The following is a 21630-nucleotide window of genomic DNA, read 5'->3' as shown; positions in this document are numbered from 1 at the left end:
TCAGCGGCGGCTCGGCCGGGTTCATGATGATGATCGCCTTGCCCTTCGCAGCCCCACCAATCACTTCGATGGCCTTGCTGGTGGTTTCGGTGAACTCGTCAATGTTGGCGCGGGTGCCGGGTCCGGCAGACTTCGACGCGATCGAGGCAATGATCTCGGCGTAATGCACCTTGGCCACGCGTGACACCGCCGCGACCATCGGGATGGTCGCCTGGCCGCCGCAGGTAACCATGTTGACGTTGAGCTGGCCGAGGTTCTGCTCCAGGTTGACCACCGGCACGCAGTACGGGCCGATGGCTGCCGGGGTCAGGTCGATCAGACGGATGCCCGGCTTGATCGAACGCAGGAACGCGTCGTTCTTGACGTGGGCGCCGGCGCTGGTGGCATCGAAGACGAAGTCGATGTCGGCAAACGCTGGCAGACGGGTCAGGCCTTCTACGCCTTCGTGGGTCGTGGCCACGCCCATCCGTGCAGCGCGTGCCAGGCCATCGGACGCCGGGTCGATACCGACCATCACCGACATTTCCAGGTGCTGCGCGTTACGCAGGATCTTGATCATCAGGTCGGTGCCGATGTTGCCGGAACCGATGATGGCGACTTTTAGTTTTTTCATGGTGTTTACCTTGTCTGCACGCACGTCGCCGATTACTCGACACTGAACTCGACTGCTACCTGGCCGATGCCCTCGATGTCGGCCTCGAAGCGATCTCCCGCGGCCACGGCGGCCATCGGCCCCAGCGCCCCGGTGAGAATCACATCGCCGGCCTTAAGCGGCTCGCCCAGGCGCGCCATGGTCCGCGCCAGCCACACGGCGGCGTTGAGCGGGTGGCCCAGGCACTGGGCACCGCTGCCTGTGGAAACGGCTTCACCGTTGCGGGTCATGCGCATGTTGGCGTTGCGCAGGTCCAGGCCATCGATGCGACGGGCCGGGCCGCCGAGCACGTAGCAACCGCTGGAGGCGTTGTCGGCCACGGTATCGACAAAACGGATGTTCCAGTTCTGTACGCGGCTGCCAACAATTTCCAGCGCCGGCAGCACCCAGCCGGTTGCGCCCAATACGTCAGCGAACGTGGTGTCGATGCCCGGCAGGTCGCGCTCCAGTACCAGGGCAATCTCCGCCTCGATCTTCGGTTGCAGCACGCGGTTGAACGGCACTACTTCGTTGTCGCCGTAGCACATGTCGGCAAACAGGGTGCCGAAATCCGGCTGGTCGACGCCAAGCTGGGCCTGCACCTTGGGATTGGTCAGGCCGATCTTGCGCCCGACCACACGGCGGCCGCCGGCCACGGCATGAGCGACGTTGAGGCGCTGGATCGCGTAGGCAGCCTCGTCGTTGCCTTCACCGATCAGCTCGCGCAACGGTGCGATGGCCTGTGCGGACACCTCGGCCTGACGCAGGGCGGCGGCCAACTGGTCCAGGGTCTGGGGGGAAATGCTCATTGTCTACCTCGAAATAAGTTCACACCGCTCAATGGGTGAGGAAGTCCAGCACCATGCGGTTGAAGGCGTCCGCGTGCTCCCACTGGGCCCAGTGGCCACAGCGGTTGAACACGTGCAGATGGGCGTTGGGCAAGCCCGCCAGCAGGCGCAGGCCAGCATCCATCGGCACGAAACGGTCATCGCGGCCCCAGACGATCAGGGTCTGCGCGCTGATTTCGCCCAGGCGCGGGCTGAAGTCAGGGAACTGCTTGGGGTTGGCCGCCAGGCTGGCAACGAAGTTGTCCAGGTGGTCGCGGCGCGCGAGCATGTTGTCCAGACGGGTCTGGTACAGCGCATCGGTGAGGCTGCTGGCATCGAAAACGAAGACGGTCATCATCTTCTTCAGGTTGTCGATGGTCGGCTCGCGGTACAGGCCGTTGAGCAACTTGATGCCCTCGGTCGGCATCGGCGCGAACGGGCTCGCTCCACCGGTACCGCCGCCCATCAACACCAGCTTGCCGACCCGTTGTGGGTTGGCCAACGCGAAGGCCACGGCGCTGTGGCCGCCCATCGAGTTGCCGATCAGGTGCACGCGGTCCAGGTCCAGCACGTCCAGCAGGCCTTTGAGGGCACGGGCGTTGAGGTCCGAGCGCGAGCCGGTGCAGACGATCGGGTCGCTTTTGCTCCAGCCCGGGCAGTCCATCAGGATCACCCGGTAGCCGGCGTCGGTCAGCGGCTCGATGTTACGGTTGAAGTTGGCCCAGCCACTAGCGCCAGGGCCGGAGCCGTGCAGCATCACCACGGTTTCGGCGCCCTGGCCGATATCGTTGTAGTGCAGTTGCAGGTCGAGGTCGCCTTCGCTGATACGGGCGAAACGGCTGGTGGAGGCTTCGGTCGGTACAGCAGTGACAGTCGTCATGTCAGGCTTCCTTCAACGGTGAGCATTCAGGGCGGGCTGCGAGCGCGCCAAACCCGGCGATCCACTCGGGGATCGGGCGGTAGTAGCGGTCGCAGGCTTGATAGGGGCCGAACGCCGACAGCGCAGCGAACGCGGCGACCCAGGTTTTCACTTCATGGGTGGACTTGCCGGCCAGCGCCGACAGCTCGGCATTACCCAGGCTGTCGAGGTCACTGATACGGCCGCAGGCCAAGGTGTCCAGGAACCCCTGGTCCCAGGCCGGGTTCAGCGGATGTAGGGAGCCCTGGTCTTCGACAAAACGCCGGGCCGCCTGAATGACGCGCTGCTGGCGCGCTTCGCGCTCGTCGGCCGGCAGATCACGGCCACTGCCCATCAGGCGGTCGGCCATACGGGCATCGACATGGGCCAGTTCCGGCACCGGCGGCTGGTGCGACAGGCCACCGGAGCCGATAAACAGCACGCGCTTGTCCAGGGTGCTGGCATAACGGCCGATGGCCTCGCCCAGCAAGCGTGCGCGCTGGAAACTCGGCAACGGCACCGCCACCGAGTTGATGAACACCGGGATCACCGGGCAGCGATCAATGCCACCGAGCAGCAGTTCCAGTGGCTGGGCAAAGCCATGGTCGACCTGCATGCAATAAGACACTGCTGCGTCCACACCGGCATCAAGCACCGCGCTGGCGCAGCCCTCGGCCTGCGCCTTGGGCACATCGAAGGGGCCTGCGGCGGTATCGAAATCACCAATCGCCCGGGCCGCCATGCCGATGCAGAACGACGGCATCACGTCATAGAAGAAACCGTTGTAGTGATCCGGGGCAAAGAGGATCACCAGCTCCGGCGCAAACGCTTCGATCTGCGCCCTTGCACGGGCGACGACACCCTCGACTTCGTCCAGCACAGCAGGCGCCGGGTCGACGTAGCCCACCAATGGGGTATGGGACAGGCATTGCACCAAGGCGCTCATCTCAAGCCACCTTGCTGGCAACGGGCTGGGCCACCGGCATCGGCGTGGCGCGCAGTGCATGGGCCAGTGCATCACAGGCCTTGCCGACAGTTTGCGGAATCGCCACCGCAGCGACGAAGCGGTCGGGGCGTATCAAGGCGATGGAGACCGGGTGGCGACCGAACCATTCCTTGAGCCTGCCGCTGCTGTCGCCGACACGAATCACGCCCTCGGCAACCTCCCGCTCGGCGCGCATCTGTACGTCTGGCAGCACTTGAATGAAACGCGTGCCCAGGCGCTGCCAGAACGCCAATTGCTCGGCCGTCAAACCCCAGGTCGGATCGCTGCCCCAGGCGATGATGGCGAAATTGCTGCCGATCACATCGTCGAGCAGCACGTGGTGCCCTTCGTCCGTCAGCACCTTGGGCTGGATGAACATGCGCCCCACCGGCGAGTTGGCGATTGCCGGGGCGCTGGCCACCAAGGCACCGCTGGTGTACTGCGGCATCGGCTTGAAGCGCATTTCAAGGAAGTAGCGTTTGACCGGTGGCAGGTAGTTGAGCAACCAGGAAATCCCGTCACGCAAGGTACCCTGCCAGCGCTTCGGCGGCGCCAGTACATGGCCAGCCATCACCGACAGGTTGATCATCGCCTTGGCGTGGTCACGACGCTCCTGCTCGTAGGTGTCGAGCAGGCCGTCGCCGGCCAGGCCCTTGACCACCAGCGCGAGCTTCCAGGCGAGGTTGCTGGCGTCGCGCATGCCGCTGTTGTACCCCTGCCCTTGCCACACCGGCATGATGTGCGCGGCATCGCCGGCCAGCAGGATACGTTGCTTGCGGAACTCGCCCGCCAGGCGGGCGTTGTGGGTGTAGACACGGCTGCGGATCAGCTCGACGTTGTCCGGGTCAGGCAGCACCTTGGCCATCAGCTTGCGCATGTTTTCCGGCTTGCTTAGTTCGGCTTCGGTCTCGCCCGGCATCACCATGAATTCGAAACGGCGCACACCATGTGGCAGCGCGGCGGAGACGTACGGGCGCACCGGGTCGCAGCACATGTAGACATGCGGCGTACCCAGCGGGTCATTGGCGATGTCGACCACAATCCACTGGTTGGGCGCAGTCTTGCCGTCGAAAGCGATGTCCAGCGTGCGGCGGATGTAGCTGTTGCCGCCGTCACAGGCCACCAGGTAACCGGCGCGAATCGATTCGCGCACGCCGCCAGGGCCGTCCACATACAGGGTCACGCCCTCTGCATCCTGGCTGAACTCAGTCACGTCACGGCTGAACAGCGTGCGCACATTGCCAAAGCGCTGCAGGCCTTTGAACAGCACGGCATCGACCTGCGGCTGAATGAAGGCATTGCGTCGCGACCAGCCGAATTCATCGGTCATTGGCTGGATATCGGCGAAGCAACGGCCCTTGGGGGTCAGAAAACGCATGGCGTGCCACGGCGTGGTGTGCGGCAGCACCTGATCGACCAGGCCCAGCGCCTGCACGGCGCGCAGCGACTCGTCGTCGATGCCGATGGCGCGCGGGTAGTCGATCAACTGGTCGAGCTTCTCGACCACCAGCACGTCGATGCCGACCTGGCCGAGGTAGTTGGCAATCGACAGGCCGACCGGGCCGGCGCCGAGCACTACGACCTGAGCGGTGTGATCTGTAGGATGAGATGGAGTCGTTTTCATTGTTTTCACCATTTGCAGCAGCGTCACGCCACCCGGCCGGCCGTATTCAGGCAAGCCGGGGCCAACCCTCGGCGTTGAGCGCAACGCAGGGATGACAGCGATTCATAAGTTGAGAGAGCGGTGTTCCTGCTCAGGCGTTGCAGGAATTACCAGGCATGCCGCTCAGGCGGAGCATCGGGCATGTAGAGGGCGCAGGCATGGTTCATGGGAGGTCTCCCCGAAGGGTCGTCGTTATTGTTGGGCCTAGTATATGAATGGCGTTTCTTGCCCTACAATGAAAAACACCCTTGTTGTGCACTAAGTGCACATCATTGTTTTAATTAGTTTTTTGGTGATTTATGAGCACTGGCGGCGAGTCCGAGTACAAAACCGTGCGGGGACTGACGCGCGGTCTGCAACTGTTGAACACGCTGAATCGACTCAGTGGCGGCGCCACACCCAGTCAGCTGGCCGAGCTGACCGGCCTGCATCGCACCACCGTGCGGCGCTTGCTTGAGACCTTGCAGGATGAGGGCTATGTGCGCAGGAGTGAGTCCAATGACAGCTTTGGCTTGTGCCTGAAGGTGCGTGAGTTGAGCGAAGGTTTTCGCGACGACCTGTGGATTTCCGCCCTCGCCGCGCCGCTGCTGGCCGAGTTGCTGCAGGAAGTGGTGTGGCCGACAGACCTGTGCACCCTGGATGTCGACAGCATGGTGGTACGCGAGTCGACCCACCGCTTCAGCCGGCTGTCGTTTCATCGTTCCATTGTCGGGCGGCGCCTGCCGATCCTGATGACCGCCACCGGTCTTGCGTACCTGGCCTTTTGCCCGGAGGCTGAGCGTGAGCGGATCATCGAGTTGCTGGCCAGCCGTGACGATGAAGACAGCCGCCTAGCACGCGACCCGGTGGCGCTGGACAACCTGCTGCGTAAAACCCGCCATCGGGGTTATGGCGAGAATTACGCGGCCTGGGTACAGGAAGAAAAGATCGCCTCGATTGCCGTGCCGATCCACGGCAAGCAGCAGTTGCTGGGGTGTTTGAACCTGGTCTATGTGGCCAAGGCGATGACCATCGAGCAAGCCGTTGCCCGCTACCTGCCAGCGTTGCAACGCACGGCGCAACGTATCGAGCAGGAGGCCAATGAGCCGGCCGAAGTGCTGCCTGAACTCCCCTAGGCGAGGCTATTTCGCGGGTAAACCCGTTCCCACAGGGTCGGTGCAGATCTCAACTGTGGGAGCGGGTTCACCCGCGAAAAACGTACCTCAATGGAACGGGAAGATGTAGTTCATCCACGCTGCCATGCGCAAAAGAATCTTGCGCATCACCCCGACGTGTTCGAAATGCTTGCTGTAGACCGCCGCCTGGCCGTAGGCACCGCCTGGCATCTGGTCACGGTAGGGTTCAAAGGCCGGGTCGGTGATTTCGATAATCACCGGCACCCGCCCCGGTGGCGGCGATCCGGTGTAGCTGATCATGGTGCCGGACGGCTGCACCTGCCCTTCGCCGATGGCCTCGATGACCGTTTTCACCTTACCACTGAAGACCTTGCCGGGAATGCCGTCAAACGCGACTTCCGCGTCATCGCCAACGACCAGACGCAACAGGCTGTTCTGGCGCATCCATGCTGCGAAATACTGGCCTTCCAGGGGAATGAACACCATCGAGGGGCGCAACGGCAGGCGGGTCGCCATCATCCCCGGGCGCAACGAAACGTGAGTGACATAGCCTTTGCTGGGTGCACGAACTACGGTGTTATCCAGTTCGAACTGGGCATTGTCGATTTGCGCTTCCAGGTCGTCAACGCGCGACATGGCTTGCTCAAGCTCGCGGCGTGTGCCGAAGTTGCGCTTGATCAACTCGCTGATCCTGTACAGGTCACCCTTGGCGGCTGTCTGCTGGGCCTTGAGCGACTTGAGCTTGAACTCGAACGGCGCAGGATCAATACGAAATAGCACATCGCCTTTTTCCAGAGGGTGGTTGCCCATAACCGGCACTTCGATGACTTTGCCGGTAACCACCGGGACCACCGGTACCGAAACAAAGTAAGAACGCGCCACCTCCGAATAAGGATGGTTGTAGTTCATGGTGAAGATCAGCGCACCGATCAGGATCACGCCGCCCAGTACAGCGGTCGGCACGGTCCATTTGTTCAGCGGGATGCGGAAAATCTTGAAGATGGCAACACAGATTGAGGCGTAAGTCAGGATCAGTAGCAGGTCCATGGGTCAGATCCCTCCGCCCGCGTCATGGTTGTTCCCCGGCCTGGGCTGTCCGGCCTCCAGGTGTTCAATACGATGCTGTAGTTCGAGTATCTGGCGCTGCAGGTCCGCCACCGGGCTTTGCGCACCACCGGTACCGATGCCCCAGCCGCGGTCCTCGCGGTAGAGCATTGCCCAGATCCACAGGAACGGCCACAACGCATGCAGGGTGAACAGACTCACCCAGCCGGTGGCATGAATCGCATCTTGATGAGGGTGGTTGCGGTGTACCGCAATCTCATAGGGGATGTCGTGCAGTACGATGATGCCGTAGAACAGAACCAACCCGACAAAAATCAACACGCCTAACGCAAAGTAATCAAGCATGACCGCTCCGGCTTTCGAGGTGATGGCAATGGCTTGAGTCTAGCCAAACCATGCCGACACAGCGGGCGATTTCGCGGGCCTATGCGGCGGAACTTGCCTCGCTGCGGGTCTCAAGCAACTGCACGAAACTCGACAGGCTCTGGGACACGGTTCCGCGCCGCCAGACCAGCCACGTATGCAGGTAGCGAAAGTCCTCAGACAACGGCCAGACGCTGACCGTGGCGCACCCAGGCATGCTCTGCAGCATGCTGCGTGGCATCAGCGCAAGACCGGCGCCAGCGCTGACGCAGGCAAGCATGCCGTGGTAGGACTCCATCTCGTAGATCTTGCCCGGCACCGCTGCATCGGTACTGAACCAGCGCTCGAAATGATGGCGATAAGAGCAGTTGGAACGGAACGCATAGATGTTCTCGCCATTCACGTCCCGGGCGCGGCTGACCGGCCCGTGGTTGAGGGGCGCAATCAGCACCATCTCCTCCTCGAACACCGGCACCCCGTCCAGGGTCGGGTGCAGCACCGGACCGTCGACAAACGCCGCCACCAGGCGCCCGGACAGCACCCCTTCGATCATGGCCCCCGAGGGGCCGGTCGAGAGGTCCAGTTCGACCTTGCTGTACTGCTGGTTGTAGGCCGCCAGCAGCGCCGGAATCCGCACCGCTGCGGTGCTCTCCAGCGACCCCAGGGAAAACGGCCCTTGGGGCTCCTCGCCCGCCACTGTCATGCGCGCCTCTTCTACCAGCGCGAGAATGCGCCGGGTGTAATCAAGAAAGGTCCAACCCGCTGGCGACAGGCGCAAGCGGCTTTTTTCGCGAATGAACAGCTCGACACCCAGGTCAGTTTCCAGCTGCTTGATGCGCGTGGTCAGGTTGGAAGGTACCCGGTGGATATGCTGGGCGGCCACACTGATGCTGCCGTGTTCGGCCACGGCCTTGAAGATTTCCAGCTGAACCAGATCCACGCCATTCTCCAATCGTGAATGAAAGGCTCATTATTATTCAGTTTCCACAACATGCACAGCCCTCTACGCTGGCGTCATTCCACATGCCTTGCAGGACCGTGCCATGACTGCGTTTTCCAGCCACACCCATGCCGTATCGATCAACCCGGCCAACGGCGAAGCCATTGGTCACTACCCCTATGCTTCGGAAGCCGAGCTGGATGCGGCGCTGGCAAGGGCTGCGGCCGGTTACGCGCAATGGCGCCGTACCGCCGTCGAAGACCGCGCCAGCCTGATCCTTGGCCTGGCCAGCAAAATCCGCGACAACGCCGAAGCCATGGCGCACATGATTACCCTGGAAATGGGCAAGCCCCTGCCCCAGGCCCGTGGTGAAGTCGAGAAGTGCGCACAGCTGTGCGAGTGGTACGCGGCCCAGGGCCCGGGCATGCTCAGCGCCGAATCGACTCTGGTCGAGAACGGCAAGGCGCGTATCGAGTACCGCCCGCTCGGCCCGATCCTCGCGGTGATGCCGTGGAACTTCCCGGTCTGGCAGGTGCTGCGCGGCGCCGTACCGGCCTTGATCGCCGGCAACACCTACGTGCTCAAGCACGCCCCGAACGTCATGGGCAGCGCCTACCTGTTGCTCGACGTCATCAAGCAGGCCGGGTTGCCTGAAGGTGTGTTCGAACTGATCAACGTCACCCCGGACGGTGTGTCCCAGGCGATCAAAGACCCGCGCATCGCCGCCGTAACCCTGACCGGCAGCGTGCGCGCCGGCATGGCCATCGGTGCTCAGGCCGGTGCGGCGCTGAAAAAGTGCGTGCTGGAACTGGGCGGTTCCGACCCGTTCATCGTGCTCAATGACGCCAACCTCGACGAAGCGGTCAAGGCGGCGGTGGTTGGCCGCTTCGCCAACACCGGGCAAGTGTGCGCCGCCGCCAAGCGTCTGATCGTCGAGCAAGGTGTGGTCGATGCCTTTACCGAGAAATTTGTAGAAGCCACCCGCCAGCTGGTCATGGGTGATCCGCTCTCCGAGAAAACCTACCTGGGCCCGATGGCACGCTTCGACCTGCGCGACGAACTGGACGAGCAGGTCCAGGCCACCCTGGCCGAAGGCGCCACCCTGCTGTTGGGCGGTCGCAAGGCCGACGGTGCGGGCAACTTCTATGAGCCTACGGTGCTGGCCGATGTCACCGACCAGATGACGTCGTTCCGTCAGGAACTGTTCGGCCCGGTCGCCTCGATCATCACTGCCCGTGATGCCCGCCACGCCCTGGCGCTGGCCAACGACAGCGAGTTCGGCCTGGCGTCGACGATCTATACCCAGGACCTGGAACTGGCTGCGCAACTGACCGAAGAACTGGAAACCGGCGGAGTGTTCATCAACGGCGTCTGCGCCTCCGATCCGCGCGTCACCTTTGGCGGCGTGAAGAAGAGTGGTTTTGGCCGCGAACTGTCGCACTTCGGCGTGCGCGAGTTCTGCAACGCCCAGACTGTGTGGCTGGATCGCCGCGCCTGAGTGACCGGCGGTAAGCTGGCGCTGGTGCAGGTTTCGGGAGCGTTGCAGGCAATGGGCTAAACTCAAGCTCGGGGGCTGGCAATGCAACGCGACCGGAGGTGCACCATGAGCCAGTACCAACGCCTGTTCCTGATGGTCGGCGCGCAGACGCGCCACACCCCAGCACTGGAGCGCGCCGCCGCCCTGGCCCACGCGACCGGTGCCACCTTGCACATCTGCGCGATTGTCGAGGAGTTCGATACCCTCGGCCTGCTCAGCGGCGATGAACACCTGAACGAAAATCGCGTTGAGGACAATCGCCAATGGCTGGCCGACGAGGCCATGCTGCTGCATGAAAACGGCATCCGGGTCAGCACCGATGTGATCCTCACCCGAGATGTGGTGCAAACCGCCCTTGAGCAAGTTGCCGACATCGAGCCGGACCTGCTGATCAAGGATGTGCAACACGAGCCCACTTACAAACGCCTGCTGTTCACCCCGGTGGACTGGCAACTGCTACGCGAGTGCCCCTGCCCGGTACACCTGGTCAGTGCCGTGCACTGCCCATTGCCGCGCGTTGTGGTGGCGGCGGTTGACCCGACTCATCCCGATCATCCGCACAACGACCTCAACGAACGGGTCATCCAGGCGGCCAGTGAACTGGCTCATCAGTGCAATGCCGAACTGCACCTGCTGCACGTCTGCGACAGCGCCCACACCCATATGGCCGACTTTGGCGCCGGTACCGTGACCATGCCGGGGTTTGGTGGCGACGTGCGCAAGTCGATCCACAAAGTCTTCGAACACCTTGCCGAACGCCACGCGGTGCCGCCGGAACGTCAGCACTTTCTCTCGGCACCGATCACCCGCAGCATTGCCGACTTTGTTGCCCACAGCCGAACGGACGTGCTGGTGATGGGCAACCACCCGCGCAAATTGCTCGAGCGCCTGATGGGCAGCACCACCGAGCATGTGCTCGACCACACCTTGTGCAATGTGTTGGCGGTCAAGGCGGTGGCCTGACGCTCAGTCGTATTCCGCTTCCGCATGCTCGCCGAGCAGGCGGCGCTGCCGCGGGGTGGCGGCGGCAAGCACGGCGGGATTGAATTGCCAGTGCAGGTATGGCGAGAACTTCTGCGCGATCATGCGCCGGCCGTAGTGCACCTGCAGCATTGAACGGGTGCGGTCGACGCTGCGGTTGTCGCTGCCGCCGTGCCAGAGTTCACTGCGAAACATCAAGGCATCTCCCGCCCGGCAGAGAATGCTCTGCGTGGCCTGCCCCTGCCATTGCTGCTCGCCCGCCACCGGCCGGCGCCCTGCCCGGTGGCTGCCGGGCAGCACCTGGGTCGGGCACAACTCACTGTCGATATCGTCCAGGTAAAACTGCACCGTGCAGATCTGCATTGGCAGCTCGAAGTCAGCATCGGCCAACCAGGCCTCAGGAAGCTCCATGGCCAGGTAATCCAGGTGCAAGGCCATGCCCTGGTAGCCAGGGTGACTACGCCAGGCGGTCTGGCCGATGATGTGACAGTCTTCACCCAGCGCCGCTTCAGCCAGCTCGATGACCCCGGGAAGGTCCAGATACGCCAGCCACAAGGGGTCGCGATTGAACACGCACTTGTAGTGCTCCAAGAGCCCGTTGTAGTCCCAGTGCTGGGGCGTGAGGGCGCTGATCGCTGCCTTCAGTTGCTCGACCTGCCCGGGCTCGAGCACGCCGGGCAACAGCAGAAAGCCGTCCCGGTGCAAGGCACTCAAGCCCAGGCTCAGTAATGCATGTGCTTCCATGACCGGCCTATTCACGCCAATGCAGGTTGACCTCGACCGGCTGGGTGCCGTCGATCACTACCTTTTGACGTTGTTGCTCACCGTTGAGGTTGGCCAGAACCTGGTAATGGCCGTTGGGCAATTTGGCATAAAGCATCGGGCCAACGTCTTGCAGGGTCAGCACAGGCTGGCCGGTGGCAGACTCGACACGCACCTCGGCACCGCTCTGGTACTTATTGTCCGTACCTGATGACAAGGTGATGTGCAGGTTGTAGCCACGGGTCTGCTGCATGGCCCGCGACTCGTCGATGCCGATCCCGCCTTGCAGGTAACTGATTCCGTTCTGCTCACCGGATTGCAGTTTCACCGCGGACATGTCGACAGGCTCTTCTTCAGTCAGTGGTTGTGCCGCCCACAGCGGCACCGCACTTAACATGGCCATCACCAGGGCGAGACCATGCAGAACACGTTTCAGGTAGCTGTTCATGGTTTGTCTCCAGCATGGATCCAGCCCCTATTATCCGCCCGTCCTGCAACGGCGGGCGGCGAGGCTGACACGCGGCTCAGCCCTGGCGTAGCCAGTCGATGAAGCGGGCAAACAGTTCGGACTGGGAGTTGATATCAAGCTTGAGGTAAAGGTTCTTGCGGTGCATGCGCACAGTTTCAGGTGAAATCCTCAGCTCGGCGGCCGTAGATTTGACCGAGTGCCCGCGCAGGATCATGTGCGCCACCTCGCGTTCGCGGTCCGTCAGCACCTGGCTGCCGAAGCTTTCGAAGGCGGCCTGGATGCTGTTGAGCCCGGCCTCGGTGCTGACAGGCGCAAGCCCGTAGCGGGCGTAGCGGGCCAGCAGGTCGCGAACCATCGGCTCGACCGCCCGCAGCAGATTGACTTGCTCGGCGCTCAGTCGCGTGCCGCTGCAGCCCTGGAACAGGCTTAGCGAGAGTTTCCGGGCATCGCCGATATCAGCAATGAAGTAGCTGTCTTCGCTGCAGCCGGTGCCCAGGTAATAGGTTTTGTAGTAGTCACTGTCGAAGAAGTTGTCTGGCGCGATGTCTTCGAGGTGGTAAAACCCTTGCGCCAGGCCGTTTTCCACCGCCAGGCAGAACGGGTCGAGCAGGTAGCCGGCTGCAAAGTAGCGGTTGAGCACGGCATCGCGGTGCTGCTCGGGGATGCCTTGCTGATACAACAGTTGTGGCGCCTGCCCCCGGCACTCCAGACTGATCATCATCGACTCGACTGCCCCCAGCTCGCTGATGGCCGCGGCCAGGTGCGCGAGGGCATCAGGCGCTTCAATATGCGCGCAGGCTGTCTGCAATGCCGCATGCCAGCGCTGCAGAGCGTTGAAAGACAGGTTGACCGGGGTGTCTGGGGAGGTTTGAGTCATGCCCGGCAGTCTAACGTTTGCTGAGCATGACTGCACTATCGCACGGTCCCTGATGGTCGTGCCTTCGAGATGGAATTTCGACGAGCACTTAGTAGTTCTTGAATGTCTTCATGCTAGCAAGTGGACACTTGTCTTCCTCCTCAAACATGAACTTTAAATTAGTCTTTCCCGATTTCTGTTTCAGAAAAACCTTACCGGACCTAACTTCATAACTATTCATGAACCCCAGCAGCGCAGACGTATCATCCTCAATCATGAGGTCTTTCACAAAGGCACAGCTAAAGTCTCGCTTGAAGGCCAGTTTCATATCACTCAGGCGCCTGGTAGACGTATTGATCACTACCGTGCCTTCAAATTCGTAGCAAGACCCACCACCCGTCACCCGATGCGGGCCTTCTCCGAGCTTTTCAATTTTCCAGTAGAACGGCTTTCCTGCGTTTGGTAGTGGAACATCATTTCTGACGTTGCTGGCATCATTACTGATGCGGACCATACGCTTGTTGAAAATTCCTTCGTTATCAGGCGCAGGTTGGTTGGCGGAAACACCTGCAGAAATCAAACACACACTAAATATTGCCAGTAGCGATTTCATATTACCCTCACGTACCGATGGGTTTAATTGAATCCGAATAGAGTTTGTAGACCGCCACGCGAATCTAAAATACATACCACTATTCGTATACTGACTAAAATGCTAGGCAACTCCGAGGCACGTTGCCTCGACCCTTCAATTAGCAGCGTTTTGACGTGAGCGTTATTTTAGAGCAGTGGCAGAGGGAGTAATCGAAATTTGCCAAAATAGGGGAACAACGAAATGTCAACTGGTTAATTTGATTGTAGCGAGCCAGAGTGCCCAGGCGCAAAATCGAACTGCAATCCAATCCCAATAGGTGCAAAAAAATGACTAAAGACTTCCCTCTTGAATTCCGTGTAACTATTCATCCAACTTCTACCGCGATACCCGTCAAAAACCCATATGCATTGTTCACCAAATACAAAATAGGCGACGTCATCAAAAAAAATGAAAGCGGAGCAACACACGATTTAGAAGTAATCAACAAGGAAGTGCTTTACCGTTGGGGTTCCAATCTGGAACGATACCTGTTTGACATGGGCGTCAAACAATTAGATCAACCCTGCAATGTTGATGAAAAGCCTTCCAAGGCACCAACCGTCAACAATCTTCATGTATCGGCAACATTGAACTATGCAATCGTGGATGAAGCAGATCGTGCATTGGACTTCCCCATCCCTGATGTTCAGGCCATTCAACGCATGCTTGAAAAAGGCGATAAAATCTACACAACCACCGTCAAATCCCAAATCGTATCAACAATCATTAAACATGAAGAAGTTCAGACTTCAAGGCCTGGAGGCGCCCTAAACATTCTGCTAAAAACCTTCGTCGACGTAAAGAAAACACCTAAGCCTTGACCCTGCAATTAGCAGCATTTTGATGCCGCACGGCTGACTTTTCAGCCGTCAATCGCAGCAAGAACCAGGGTATTTCCCTGGTTCTTGCGCGTTACAGACGCACCTCTCCCGCAGCGCTCAATAATTGCCGGCACACCCTCTAGTAATCGTAACGATCCACTGCCCGGCGCCGCTCGTTGTCGTCACGCATGTCGTAGTTGGCGGTGGTCTGGATGTTGGTGTGATGCGCCAGCTTCTGGGCGATCGACAGATCGTGCTCTTCAATCACCCGGGTAATGAACGAACGGCGGAAATCGTGGGGCATGATTTTCACTCCGACCTGGGTGCCACGCTGACGGGCGATGTAGTAGATCGCATGCTTGGTGATGCGCTCACGGGTGATGTGGCTGCCGCGTCGAATACGGTTGAACAGGAAGTCATCGTCGGCCTGGCCTTCGGGCAGGTTTTCACGGCGGAAGGCGAGCCAGGCATTGAGCTTTTCAAACGCCCAGGTCGGCGCGTATTTGATCAGTTGCTTGTTGCCCTTGCCCAGCACCTGCAGGCTGCGCTCGTTGAAGTCGACCTGGGCCAGGTCGAGGTTGACCGACTCGGATTTGCGCATGCCGGTGCCATACAGCAAGGCAATCACCGCCGCATCGCGCAGGCCCTGTGGCCGCGGGTCGGCGGCGCAGGCCTCCATCAGTTCACGGATCAGACTGCGCTTGAGGTTGCGCCCGCTGGGCAGGCGCGAGCCTTGCGCAGGTTTCACCGTTCGGATACGCAGCAGCTGCTCCTGATCGATCAAGCCCAGGCGCCAGGCCTCGTTCATCACCCCACGCACGGCGTTTACATACAACGACGAGGTATTCGGTGCGTAGCCATCGGCCCGCAACGCCGCCACCAGCGCGGTAACATGACCAGGGTCAAGCTGGTGCCAGGGCACATCGCTGATGTCGCAATCCTCAAAGCCCAAGCGGTCGGCGGCGTCCTGGAGGATGTACTTCATGGTCAGCTGACTGGAAGGCGCCAGGCGGGCGAGGTATTGCAGCAGGGGGTTATGCAGTGAATCGGGCAAAGCGGTAATCCTGTAAAGCTGGACAGAGGTCAAAATGACCTTATATGCGTCATTATGACTCGAATCGTTACAGGTCAAAATGACCTGCACCATGACCATGGCCTTGATTGGCAAGCCATTTGTACCTGGCATGGTTCGTGATGGTACCTCATCAGTCCCATTGGAATCGATTGAGGGCAATATCATGGCCACCTCGTTCAATCGCGCACAACGCAAGGAAAACGCCTATGTCCCGGCTTGAGCAACTGCCTGTCTGGCGCCTGGGCTTTCGTCCCTTTTTCCTCGCCGGTGCGGCTTTCGCCCTGCTGGCAATTTTGCTCTGGGCCTTGTGGCTTCAGGGCGCCGTGCACCTGCAACCCACTGGCGGCATGCTGGCCTGGCACCGGCATGAAATGCTGTACGGCTTCGGCGCGGCGATCATTGCCGGCTTCCTGCTGACGGCAGTACAGAACTGGAGCGGCATGCCCGGCATCAAGGGTTGGCCGTTGCTAGCACTGGTAGTGATCTGGTTGCTCGGCCGCCTGGCCTGGTTCAGCGCCCTGCCCCTGCCCGCCCTGGCGCCGCTGCAGGCCGCCTTCATGCCGTTGGTGGCCATTACGCTAGCAAAACCGATCATTGCCCGCCGCTTGAAAAACAACTACCCGATCATTGTCATGACCCTGCTGCTCGGCGCCTGCCAATGGCTGACACTCGCCGGCCTGCTGCAAGGCGATGAGCTATTACAGCGCCGCGGCACGCTGGCCGGTTTGTGGTTGATGGGCGCTTTCCTGACGGTGATCGGTGGGCGCGTGATTCCATTCTTTACCCAACGTGGCCTCGGCCTCGCTGCGCAACCGCCAGCCAGACCGTGGCTCGAACGCCTGACGCTGCTCAGCAGCCTGGCCGTCGCCCTGCTCACGGCCATCGGCTTGAGCGATTCGCCCAGCCGGGTAATGGCCGCAGTCTTCGTGCTGCTAACCACGCTGCACGGGGTGCGCCTGTGGCGCTGGTTTACCCCCCGGATAGCCAGCGTACCTCTGCTCTGGTCGCTGCACCTGGCTTACCTGTGGTTGTTGCTGGCAAGCCTGGGCATGGCCGCCTGGCACCTCGGTGTGCCGCTCAACCCAAGCCTGGCCAGCCACGCCCTGAGTGTCGGGGCCATGAGTGCGATGATCGTGGCGATGATGGCGCGGGTCAGCCTCGGCCATACGGGGCGCCCCCTGCAGGTGCCCGCCAGCATCGTTGCGGCATTTGTGCTGGTGCAGCTGGCGGCAGTGTTGCGTATTGGCCTGGTGCCGTTCAGTCACTGGGGTTTGAGCCTTTCGGCGCTGTGCTGGGTGTTGGCGTTCGCCGTGTTCCTGTGGCACTACGCGCCGATCCTGTGGCGTGCGCGGGTGGATGGGCAGCCAGGTTGAAGCCCGCTCGCGGAGCAATGGGCTACAGTTGCCGGAGTGCCCCTGCCCCTGAGGTTCCATGGCTTTTCATCGACTGACCCGCAGCCACCCGCGCCTGAGTATCGCCGCACTGGTCGGCCTGCTCTGCGGCTGGCTGGTCCCCGCGCACGACTGGGTCGAGCATGTACTGATAGGCTGGAACACCGGCGTCTGGCTATATTTGCTGCTGATCCTGTGGCTGACCCTGCGCGCAGGCCCGGAAAAAGTGCGCAAAGTGGCCAGTATCGAGGATGAAAATGCCGGCCTGGTACTGTTCACGGTCAGCATCGCTGCCATCGCCAGCCTCGCAGCAGTCACCCTGCAACTGGCCGCAGGCGGCAAGCTGGCGGGCGGGCCGACGGCGCTGCAATACGCCTTTACCGGGCTTACCGTTGCCGGATCCTGGCTGCTGATCGGGGCAATTTTCAGCCTGCACTACGCCCACCTGTTCTATACCGCCCAGGCGCACACCCCGGTGCTGCGCTTTCCCGACGGTGAGCGCCATCCCGATTACTGGGACTTCCACTACTTCTCCTACACCTTGAGCGTGGCCGTGCAAACCTCGGATGTTGGCGTCGGCGGGCGGCCGATGCGCCGGGTGGTACTCGCCCACTCACTGGTAGGGTTTGTCTTCAACACGGCGATCCTCGGTTTTACCATCAACATGGCGGCCGCGTTGATCAACTGAAGACCGTTCCTCCAGCACCTGCGCCGCGCATCTGGCAATACGCCGACACGCCTGTTCCAGGCGCTCGCTGTCCAGCACCAGGCCAAGACGTATGTGCCCCGCTGCGCTGGGCCCGAAGGCGTCGCCGGCCAGCACTGCCACCCCATGCTGCTCCAGCAGGCGTTCGGCAAAGGCTTGCGCCCCCAGGCCGGTGGCGCGGATATCGATCATCACAAACATGCCGCCATCAGGCCTGTGCACACGGATGCCCGGGCACTCGGCCAGGGTTGCGCAGACCCGGTCGCGACGCTGGCGGTAGGTATCGCGCATCTGTCGCACCTGGGGCAGGTCCTGCTCCAGGGCAGCCTGCGCCGCATCGAGGATGAAGTCGGGCAGACCATAGAGCATGCACAGCGCCAGGTTGCTCAGGTGCTCACACAACGCAGCCGGGCCGAGCACCCACCCTACCCGCCAGCCCGGCATCGCGTGCGACTTCGACAGGCTGTTGATGGTCGCGCAACGTTCAGCCATGCCCGGCAGGCTGGCCGGGCTGACGTGCTCGCCGTCGTACAGCAGTTCGCTATAGACCTCATCGGAAATCAGCCACAGGTCGTGCTCGATGCAGAGCCGCACCAGCTGCTCCCAGCTGGCCCTGGACACACTGGTGCCGGAAGGGTTGTTGGGGCTGTTGAGCAAGAGCGCGCGGGTGCGTGGCGTGACCCGCGCGGCGATGTCCGCCGGGTCGACCCGAAACCCCTGTTCGGGGCACACCGGTACTGGCACCACCGTCGCCGCACAGGCCCCCAGCACCGCCCCGTAAGTGACATACATCGGCTCGGCGACGATCACTTCGTCACCTGGATCGAACAGGCACTGAGCCACGCCATACAGCGCACATTGCGCGCCGGCCAGCACCACCACCTGGTGCGGGCCCACGCGCAGACCGCCACGACGAATGTGATAACGGGCAATGGCCTGCCGCAGGCCCAGGCTGCCGCGAACATCGGAGTAATGGGTATTACCGGCCTGCAGGCTGTCGACAGCAGCCTGGACCACCGGCGCGGGCGTATCGAAATCCGGATCGCCCATCGACAGCAGGAAGACCTCCCGCCCCTGGCGCTGCAACTCGAGCGCCCGGTAGTGAATGTTCCAGGCCGTAGCGCCGTCACCGGCGATCCGTTGGGTGAGCGCTGAATAACGCATGGCAGGTCTCCTTGACGATGCCTGGGCGCCGTTGGTCAGAAACCCCCACGGCAGGCTTCCCAGCCGACTACCGGTAAAACTAGCAGAACCACCAGGCGACCTGTCGGCTATCGGTCCGGGCAAACGTTTGCCGTGTCCGGCTGTGCCCGCGCCCGCGGCAAGTGCGACCGAGACCTGTTTCAAAGAAGCGAAAAACTGTCATGTCAGCGGCCGGACAATGGCGTTTGCGGTGCTATGGTTAGGACGTTCGCTCAACGGGGCAAGCCGCTGTAACGCACCCGATCCGTTCACCTTGCTGTTCACCCCTGTATGGAGGCCGGAATGAACAAACTGACGTTTCCCAACGCCTGCCAGGTGATGCGCTGGCATTTTCATCCGCTGGGTTTTGAAGCCAGCATGGATGCCCCGCGCAGTATGGTCGCGCGCCTGTTTGACCGGGCCACCGGTGAAACCCTGCTGGCCATTGCCGGGATCCCCTGCGCTGCAGTCATGCCTGCTGCCGATGTCGAACGCATCATTGAAGCCGTCGAGGCCGAACTCGACACCTTCGAACCTTCCTGCAACCTGCGCGCGGCCGGCTGACCTCAGCTGACCGCCATGGACTGGCGCGCACGTTCGACATCCACGATAAAACGCTCGGCCGGCATCGGCTGGCCGAGCAGATAACCCTGCAACGAGTCGCAGCCCAGCCGGGTCAGGAAGTTCTGTTGGCGGTCGGTTTCCACCCCTTCGGCGACAATCCGCAAGCCCAGTGCCTGCCCCAGCGCGACGATTGCCGAAACGATCGCCGCGTCGTCGCTGTCCTGCTCCAGGTCACGCACAAAGCCGCGGTCGATTTTCAGCTCGTTGGCCGGCAGACGCTTGAGGTACATCAGGCTCGAATAACCGGTGCCGAAGTCGTCGATGGACAGGTCAACGCCCATGTCCGACAGCCGTTGCAGGACCGCCATACTGGCGTCGGCGTCATGCATGGCGGTGGTTTCGGTGATCTCCAGGGTCAGGTTATTGGCCGGCAACTGGTGGCGCGCCAGCACCTTGGCGACGCTCTCGACCAGCCCGCTGTGGCAGAACTGGATCGCCGACAGGTTCACCGCGATCCGCCAGTCGTTGTAGCCCTCGTCGATCCACACGCGCATCTGGCGGCAGGCTTCGTCCAGCACCCACTCACCGATCGGGATGATCAAGCCGGTCTTCTCGGCCAGCGAGATAAAGCGGTCCGGCAGCAGCAGACCATGTTGCGGGTGCTCCCAGCGCAGCAAGGCTTCGGCACCGATCGGACGCACGTTTTGCGCATCGAACTTGGGTTGATAGAAGAGCCGGAACTGGCGCAGCTCCAGGGCCATGCGCAAATCCTGCAGCAGCTGCAGCTGCAAGCGTGCGTTACTGTTCATCGACACATCAAAGAAGCTGTAGCCGTTCTTGCCCGCGCTCTTGGCGTGGTACATCGCGGCATCGGCGTTGCGCAACAGCTCCAGCTGGTCGGTGCCGTTGCCCGGGTACAGCACGATGCCGATACTCGCGGAAATCTGCAGGTTCTGCTCCGCAACCCGGAACGGACGGGAAATCAGGTTGACCTGCTTGGCCGCAACCCCCAAGGCATCCTCCGGTTCCTGCAGTTCCACCAGCAACACGAATTCGTCGCCACCGATGCGCGCCAGCGTGTCCTGACTGTGCAGATGGCCGCGCAGCCGCAGGGCAACGTCTTTGAGGAGCATGTCGCCCATGTGGTGACCGAACGCGTCGTTGACCGGCTTGAAGCCATCCAGGTCAATGAACATCAGGGCAAAGCAGCCGCCCTGCGAATTGACCTTGCAGATGGCCTGGTCGATACGGTCGGCCAGCAGCGTGCGGTTGGGCAAACTGGTCAGGGTGTCGTGTAGCGCCAGCTGGGTAAGTTCCTGGTTGGCGCGGGTCAGCGACTGCGCGAGCTCTGCAGTACGCGCCTCCAGCCGGGCATCCAGCACCGAGGTCAGCAGGGCCACGGCCAATACCGCCAGCGTGGTGATCAGTACCAGGTAGTCCAGGCCGTTACCGCTCAAGCCGGTGCTCAGTGCGCCACAGAAACTGCCCTCAGGGAAGTTTGCCGCCGCCATGCCGGTGTAATGCATGCCGACAATCGCCACACCCATCACGACAGCGGCGCCGCCGCGGATCTGCCGCACATAGAGAGTTTGCTGACGCAGCCGGAAAGCGATCCACAAGGCGGCGGCCGAAGCCCCCACCGCGATCAGCAGCGAGAGGATGAACAGTGCGGGGTCGTAATCGATGCCGGGCTGCATCAGCAACGCTGCCATACCGGTGTAGTGCATGCTGCTGATACCGGCGCCCATGATCAGCGCGCCCAGCCCCAACTGGCTCCACGGCAAGGTCGGCTGGCTGACCAGCCACAGGGCGAAGCCCGAGGACAGCGCTGCAATCAGCAACGACAACAAGGTCAGGGACAGGTCGTAACCCAGCTCGATCGGCAGGCTGAAGGCGAGCATGCCGATGAAGTGCATCGACCAGATGCCAAAGCCCATGGCTGCCGATCCGCCGGTGATCCACAGGTACACCGCCCGCCCCTTGGCCGTGGCAATACGCCCGGCCATGTCGAGCGCGGTATAGGAGGCAAGGATGGCCACACACAGGGAAATCAGCACCAGCGAGGAGGAGTAACTACCAATCAACATAAGGCCTTCCACAACCTTTGAAACCGGGCACCAGGGAGGCCCGGGGAAAAGCCGATGATTGTACTCAACCTTTGGCGA

At 61.7% G+C, this 21630-nt stretch carries 22 protein-coding genes and 1 pseudogene; 8 read left to right on the top strand and 15 right to left on the bottom strand.

What is annotated here, in order from left to right:
• From mhpF to DM813_RS27130, 5 genes and pseudogenes are all read right to left on the bottom strand, one after another.
• A pseudogene (gene mhpF / locus DM813_RS27150) lies at positions 1-613 on the bottom strand (acetaldehyde dehydrogenase); the annotation flags it as partial.
• 32 nt (positions 614-645) lie between these two features.
• Entirely contained in the window at positions 646-1440 is a 795-nt protein-coding gene (gene mhpD, locus DM813_RS27145; protein ID WP_128326492.1) for a 2-keto-4-pentenoate hydratase, read from the bottom strand.
• Positions 1441-1468: 28 nt separating this feature from the next.
• Positions 1469-2338 (bottom strand): alpha/beta fold hydrolase, encoded by an 870-nt coding sequence (locus DM813_RS27140; protein WP_128326491.1) that lies wholly within the window; start codon positions 2336-2338, stop codon positions 1469-1471.
• 1 nt (position 2339) lies between these two features.
• Positions 2340-3302, bottom strand: a complete 963-nt coding sequence (gene mhpB / locus DM813_RS27135; protein ID WP_128326490.1) for a 3-carboxyethylcatechol 2,3-dioxygenase — start codon at positions 3300-3302, stop codon at positions 2340-2342.
• A gap of 1 nt (position 3303) precedes the next feature.
• On the bottom strand, positions 3304-4965 hold the full coding sequence (locus DM813_RS27130) for a bifunctional 3-(3-hydroxy-phenyl)propionate/3-hydroxycinnamic acid hydroxylase (protein WP_128326489.1): 1662 nt from the start codon (positions 4963-4965) through the stop codon (positions 3304-3306).
• Positions 4966-5303: 338 nt separating this feature from the next.
• Here DM813_RS27130 and DM813_RS27125 point away from each other — a divergent pair, with 338 nt between their 5' ends.
• Positions 5304-6119 (top strand): DNA-binding transcriptional regulator, encoded by an 816-nt coding sequence (locus DM813_RS27125; protein ID WP_128326488.1) that lies wholly within the window; start codon positions 5304-5306, stop codon positions 6117-6119.
• Positions 6120-6206: 87 nt separating this feature from the next.
• Here the strand turns inward: DM813_RS27125 and DM813_RS27120 are convergent, their stop codons facing one another.
• The 3 genes from DM813_RS27120 to ptrR form a co-directional block, all read right to left on the bottom strand.
• Positions 6207-7166 carry an HlyD family secretion protein gene (locus DM813_RS27120; protein ID WP_128326487.1) on the bottom strand — a complete coding sequence of 320 codons (960 nt, stop codon included), beginning with the start codon at positions 7164-7166 and terminating at the stop codon, positions 6207-6209.
• Positions 7167-7169: 3 nt separating this feature from the next.
• Positions 7170-7529 carry a DUF3302 domain-containing protein gene (locus DM813_RS27115; protein ID WP_128326486.1) on the bottom strand — a complete coding sequence of 120 codons (360 nt, stop codon included), beginning with the start codon at positions 7527-7529 and terminating at the stop codon, positions 7170-7172.
• A 79-nt stretch (positions 7530-7608) separates the two neighbouring features.
• Entirely contained in the window at positions 7609-8487 is an 879-nt protein-coding gene (gene ptrR, locus DM813_RS27110) for a putrescine utilization regulator PtrR (RefSeq protein ID WP_128326485.1), read from the bottom strand.
• A gap of 103 nt (positions 8488-8590) precedes the next feature.
• Between ptrR and DM813_RS27105 the strand changes: the two genes are divergently transcribed.
• Both DM813_RS27105 and DM813_RS27100 read left to right on the top strand, forming a co-directional pair.
• Positions 8591-9985 (top strand): aldehyde dehydrogenase family protein, encoded by a 1395-nt coding sequence (locus DM813_RS27105; protein WP_128326484.1) that lies wholly within the window; start codon positions 8591-8593, stop codon positions 9983-9985.
• 105 nt (positions 9986-10090) lie between these two features.
• Entirely contained in the window at positions 10091-10987 is an 897-nt protein-coding gene (locus DM813_RS27100) for a universal stress protein (protein ID WP_128326483.1), read from the top strand.
• 3 nt (positions 10988-10990) lie between these two features.
• Here the strand turns inward: DM813_RS27100 and DM813_RS27095 are convergent, their stop codons facing one another.
• From DM813_RS27095 to DM813_RS27080, 4 genes are all read right to left on the bottom strand, one after another.
• A complete protein-coding gene (locus tag DM813_RS27095) occupies positions 10991-11749 on the bottom strand; it encodes a phytanoyl-CoA dioxygenase family protein (RefSeq protein ID WP_128326482.1) in 759 nt (252 codons plus the stop codon).
• Between the two features lie 7 nt (positions 11750-11756).
• Positions 11757-12215, bottom strand: a complete 459-nt coding sequence (locus DM813_RS27090) for a carboxypeptidase regulatory-like domain-containing protein (protein WP_128326481.1) — start codon at positions 12213-12215, stop codon at positions 11757-11759.
• A 76-nt stretch (positions 12216-12291) separates the two neighbouring features.
• The gene (locus DM813_RS27085; protein ID WP_128326480.1) at positions 12292-13113 is read right to left on the bottom strand and encodes a helix-turn-helix transcriptional regulator; all 822 of its coding nucleotides are present in this window, start codon (positions 13111-13113) and stop codon (positions 12292-12294) included.
• An 88-nt stretch (positions 13114-13201) separates the two neighbouring features.
• Entirely contained in the window at positions 13202-13705 is a 504-nt protein-coding gene (locus tag DM813_RS27080; protein WP_128326479.1) for a hypothetical protein, read from the bottom strand.
• Between the two features lie 308 nt (positions 13706-14013).
• Between DM813_RS27080 and DM813_RS27075 the strand changes: the two genes are divergently transcribed.
• Entirely contained in the window at positions 14014-14547 is a 534-nt protein-coding gene (locus tag DM813_RS27075) for a hypothetical protein (RefSeq protein ID WP_128326478.1), read from the top strand.
• A gap of 139 nt (positions 14548-14686) precedes the next feature.
• Here DM813_RS27075 and DM813_RS27070 read toward each other — a convergent pair whose 3' ends face one another.
• Entirely contained in the window at positions 14687-15532 is an 846-nt protein-coding gene (locus DM813_RS27070) for a site-specific integrase (protein ID WP_431312018.1), read from the bottom strand.
• A gap of 160 nt (positions 15533-15692) precedes the next feature.
• Between DM813_RS27070 and DM813_RS28530 the strand changes: the two genes are divergently transcribed.
• From DM813_RS28530 to DM813_RS27060, 3 genes are read left to right on the top strand one after another with little or no spacing between them, the layout of a single operon-like run.
• Complete coding sequence (locus DM813_RS28530; protein WP_164897305.1) at positions 15693-15842, top strand: hypothetical protein; 150 nt, start codon at positions 15693-15695, stop codon at positions 15840-15842.
• On the top strand, positions 15829-16995 hold the full coding sequence (locus DM813_RS27065) for an NnrS family protein (RefSeq protein WP_128326476.1): 1167 nt from the start codon (positions 15829-15831) through the stop codon (positions 16993-16995). Before DM813_RS28530 ends, DM813_RS27065 begins: the two co-directional genes overlap by 14 nt.
• A 58-nt stretch (positions 16996-17053) precedes the next feature.
• The gene (locus DM813_RS27060; RefSeq protein WP_128326475.1) at positions 17054-17701 is read left to right on the top strand and encodes a DUF1345 domain-containing protein; all 648 of its coding nucleotides are present in this window, start codon (positions 17054-17056) and stop codon (positions 17699-17701) included.
• On the opposite strand, the gene DM813_RS27055 is transcribed toward DM813_RS27060, so the two are convergent.
• Positions 17627-18883 carry a pyridoxal phosphate-dependent aminotransferase gene (locus DM813_RS27055; RefSeq protein WP_128326474.1) on the bottom strand — a complete coding sequence of 419 codons (1257 nt, stop codon included), beginning with the start codon at positions 18881-18883 and terminating at the stop codon, positions 17627-17629. The genes DM813_RS27060 and DM813_RS27055 overlap by 75 nt on opposite strands.
• A 321-nt stretch (positions 18884-19204) precedes the next feature.
• Here DM813_RS27055 and DM813_RS27050 point away from each other — a divergent pair, with 321 nt between their 5' ends.
• Positions 19205-19465 carry a DUF1652 domain-containing protein gene (locus DM813_RS27050; protein ID WP_128326473.1) on the top strand — a complete coding sequence of 87 codons (261 nt, stop codon included), beginning with the start codon at positions 19205-19207 and terminating at the stop codon, positions 19463-19465.
• 2 nt (positions 19466-19467) lie between these two features.
• Here DM813_RS27050 and DM813_RS27045 read toward each other — a convergent pair whose 3' ends face one another.
• The gene (locus DM813_RS27045) at positions 19468-21552 is read right to left on the bottom strand and encodes a putative bifunctional diguanylate cyclase/phosphodiesterase (protein WP_128326472.1); all 2085 of its coding nucleotides are present in this window, start codon (positions 21550-21552) and stop codon (positions 19468-19470) included.
• Between the last annotated feature and the right edge of the window lie 78 nt (positions 21553-21630).

This window comes from Pseudomonas alkylphenolica, from assembly GCF_004025535.1.
In the GTDB taxonomy this organism is placed as follows: domain Bacteria; phylum Pseudomonadota; class Gammaproteobacteria; order Pseudomonadales; family Pseudomonadaceae; genus Aquipseudomonas; species Aquipseudomonas alkylphenolica_A.
The sequence above is the reverse complement of the archived record's forward strand: the minus strand, read 5'-3'. Positions and strand labels throughout refer to the sequence as shown.

Coding starts and splice junctions, on each gene's coding strand:
- mhpD (WP_128326492.1), bottom strand. CDS start 1,440: ATGAGCATTTCCCCCCAGACCCTGGACCAGTTGGCCGCCGCCCTGCGT.
- DM813_RS27140 (WP_128326491.1), bottom strand. CDS start 2,338: ATGACGACTGTCACTGCTGTACCGACCGAAGCCTCCACCAGCCGTTTC.
- mhpB (WP_128326490.1), bottom strand. CDS start 3,302: ATGAGCGCCTTGGTGCAATGCCTGTCCCATACCCCATTGGTGGGCTAC.
- DM813_RS27130 (WP_128326489.1), bottom strand. CDS start 4,965: ATGAAAACGACTCCATCTCATCCTACAGATCACACCGCTCAGGTCGTA.
- DM813_RS27125 (WP_128326488.1), top strand. CDS start 5,304: ATGAGCACTGGCGGCGAGTCCGAGTACAAAACCGTGCGGGGACTGACG.
- DM813_RS27120 (WP_128326487.1), bottom strand. CDS start 7,166: ATGGACCTGCTACTGATCCTGACTTACGCCTCAATCTGTGTTGCCATC.
- DM813_RS27115 (WP_128326486.1), bottom strand. CDS start 7,529: ATGCTTGATTACTTTGCGTTAGGCGTGTTGATTTTTGTCGGGTTGGTT.
- DM813_RS27105 (WP_128326484.1), top strand. CDS start 8,591: ATGACTGCGTTTTCCAGCCACACCCATGCCGTATCGATCAACCCGGCC.
- DM813_RS27100 (WP_128326483.1), top strand. CDS start 10,091: ATGAGCCAGTACCAACGCCTGTTCCTGATGGTCGGCGCGCAGACGCGC.
- DM813_RS27095 (WP_128326482.1), bottom strand. CDS start 11,749: ATGGAAGCACATGCATTACTGAGCCTGGGCTTGAGTGCCTTGCACCGG.
- DM813_RS27090 (WP_128326481.1), bottom strand. CDS start 12,215: ATGAACAGCTACCTGAAACGTGTTCTGCATGGTCTCGCCCTGGTGATG.
- DM813_RS27085 (WP_128326480.1), bottom strand. CDS start 13,113: ATGACTCAAACCTCCCCAGACACCCCGGTCAACCTGTCTTTCAACGCT.
- DM813_RS27080 (WP_128326479.1), bottom strand. CDS start 13,705: ATGAAATCGCTACTGGCAATATTTAGTGTGTGTTTGATTTCTGCAGGT.
- DM813_RS27075 (WP_128326478.1), top strand. CDS start 14,014: ATGACTAAAGACTTCCCTCTTGAATTCCGTGTAACTATTCATCCAACT.
- DM813_RS27070 (WP_431312018.1), bottom strand. CDS start 15,532: ATGAAGTACATCCTCCAGGACGCCGCCGACCGCTTGGGCTTTGAGGAT.
- DM813_RS28530 (WP_164897305.1), top strand. CDS start 15,693: ATGACCATGGCCTTGATTGGCAAGCCATTTGTACCTGGCATGGTTCGT.
- DM813_RS27065 (WP_128326476.1), top strand. CDS start 15,829: ATGTCCCGGCTTGAGCAACTGCCTGTCTGGCGCCTGGGCTTTCGTCCC.
- DM813_RS27060 (WP_128326475.1), top strand. CDS start 17,054: ATGGCTTTTCATCGACTGACCCGCAGCCACCCGCGCCTGAGTATCGCC.
- DM813_RS27055 (WP_128326474.1), bottom strand. CDS start 18,883: ATGCGTTATTCAGCGCTCACCCAACGGATCGCCGGTGACGGCGCTACG.
- DM813_RS27050 (WP_128326473.1), top strand. CDS start 19,205: ATGAACAAACTGACGTTTCCCAACGCCTGCCAGGTGATGCGCTGGCAT.
- DM813_RS27045 (WP_128326472.1), bottom strand. CDS start 21,552: ATGTTGATTGGTAGTTACTCCTCCTCGCTGGTGCTGATTTCCCTGTGT.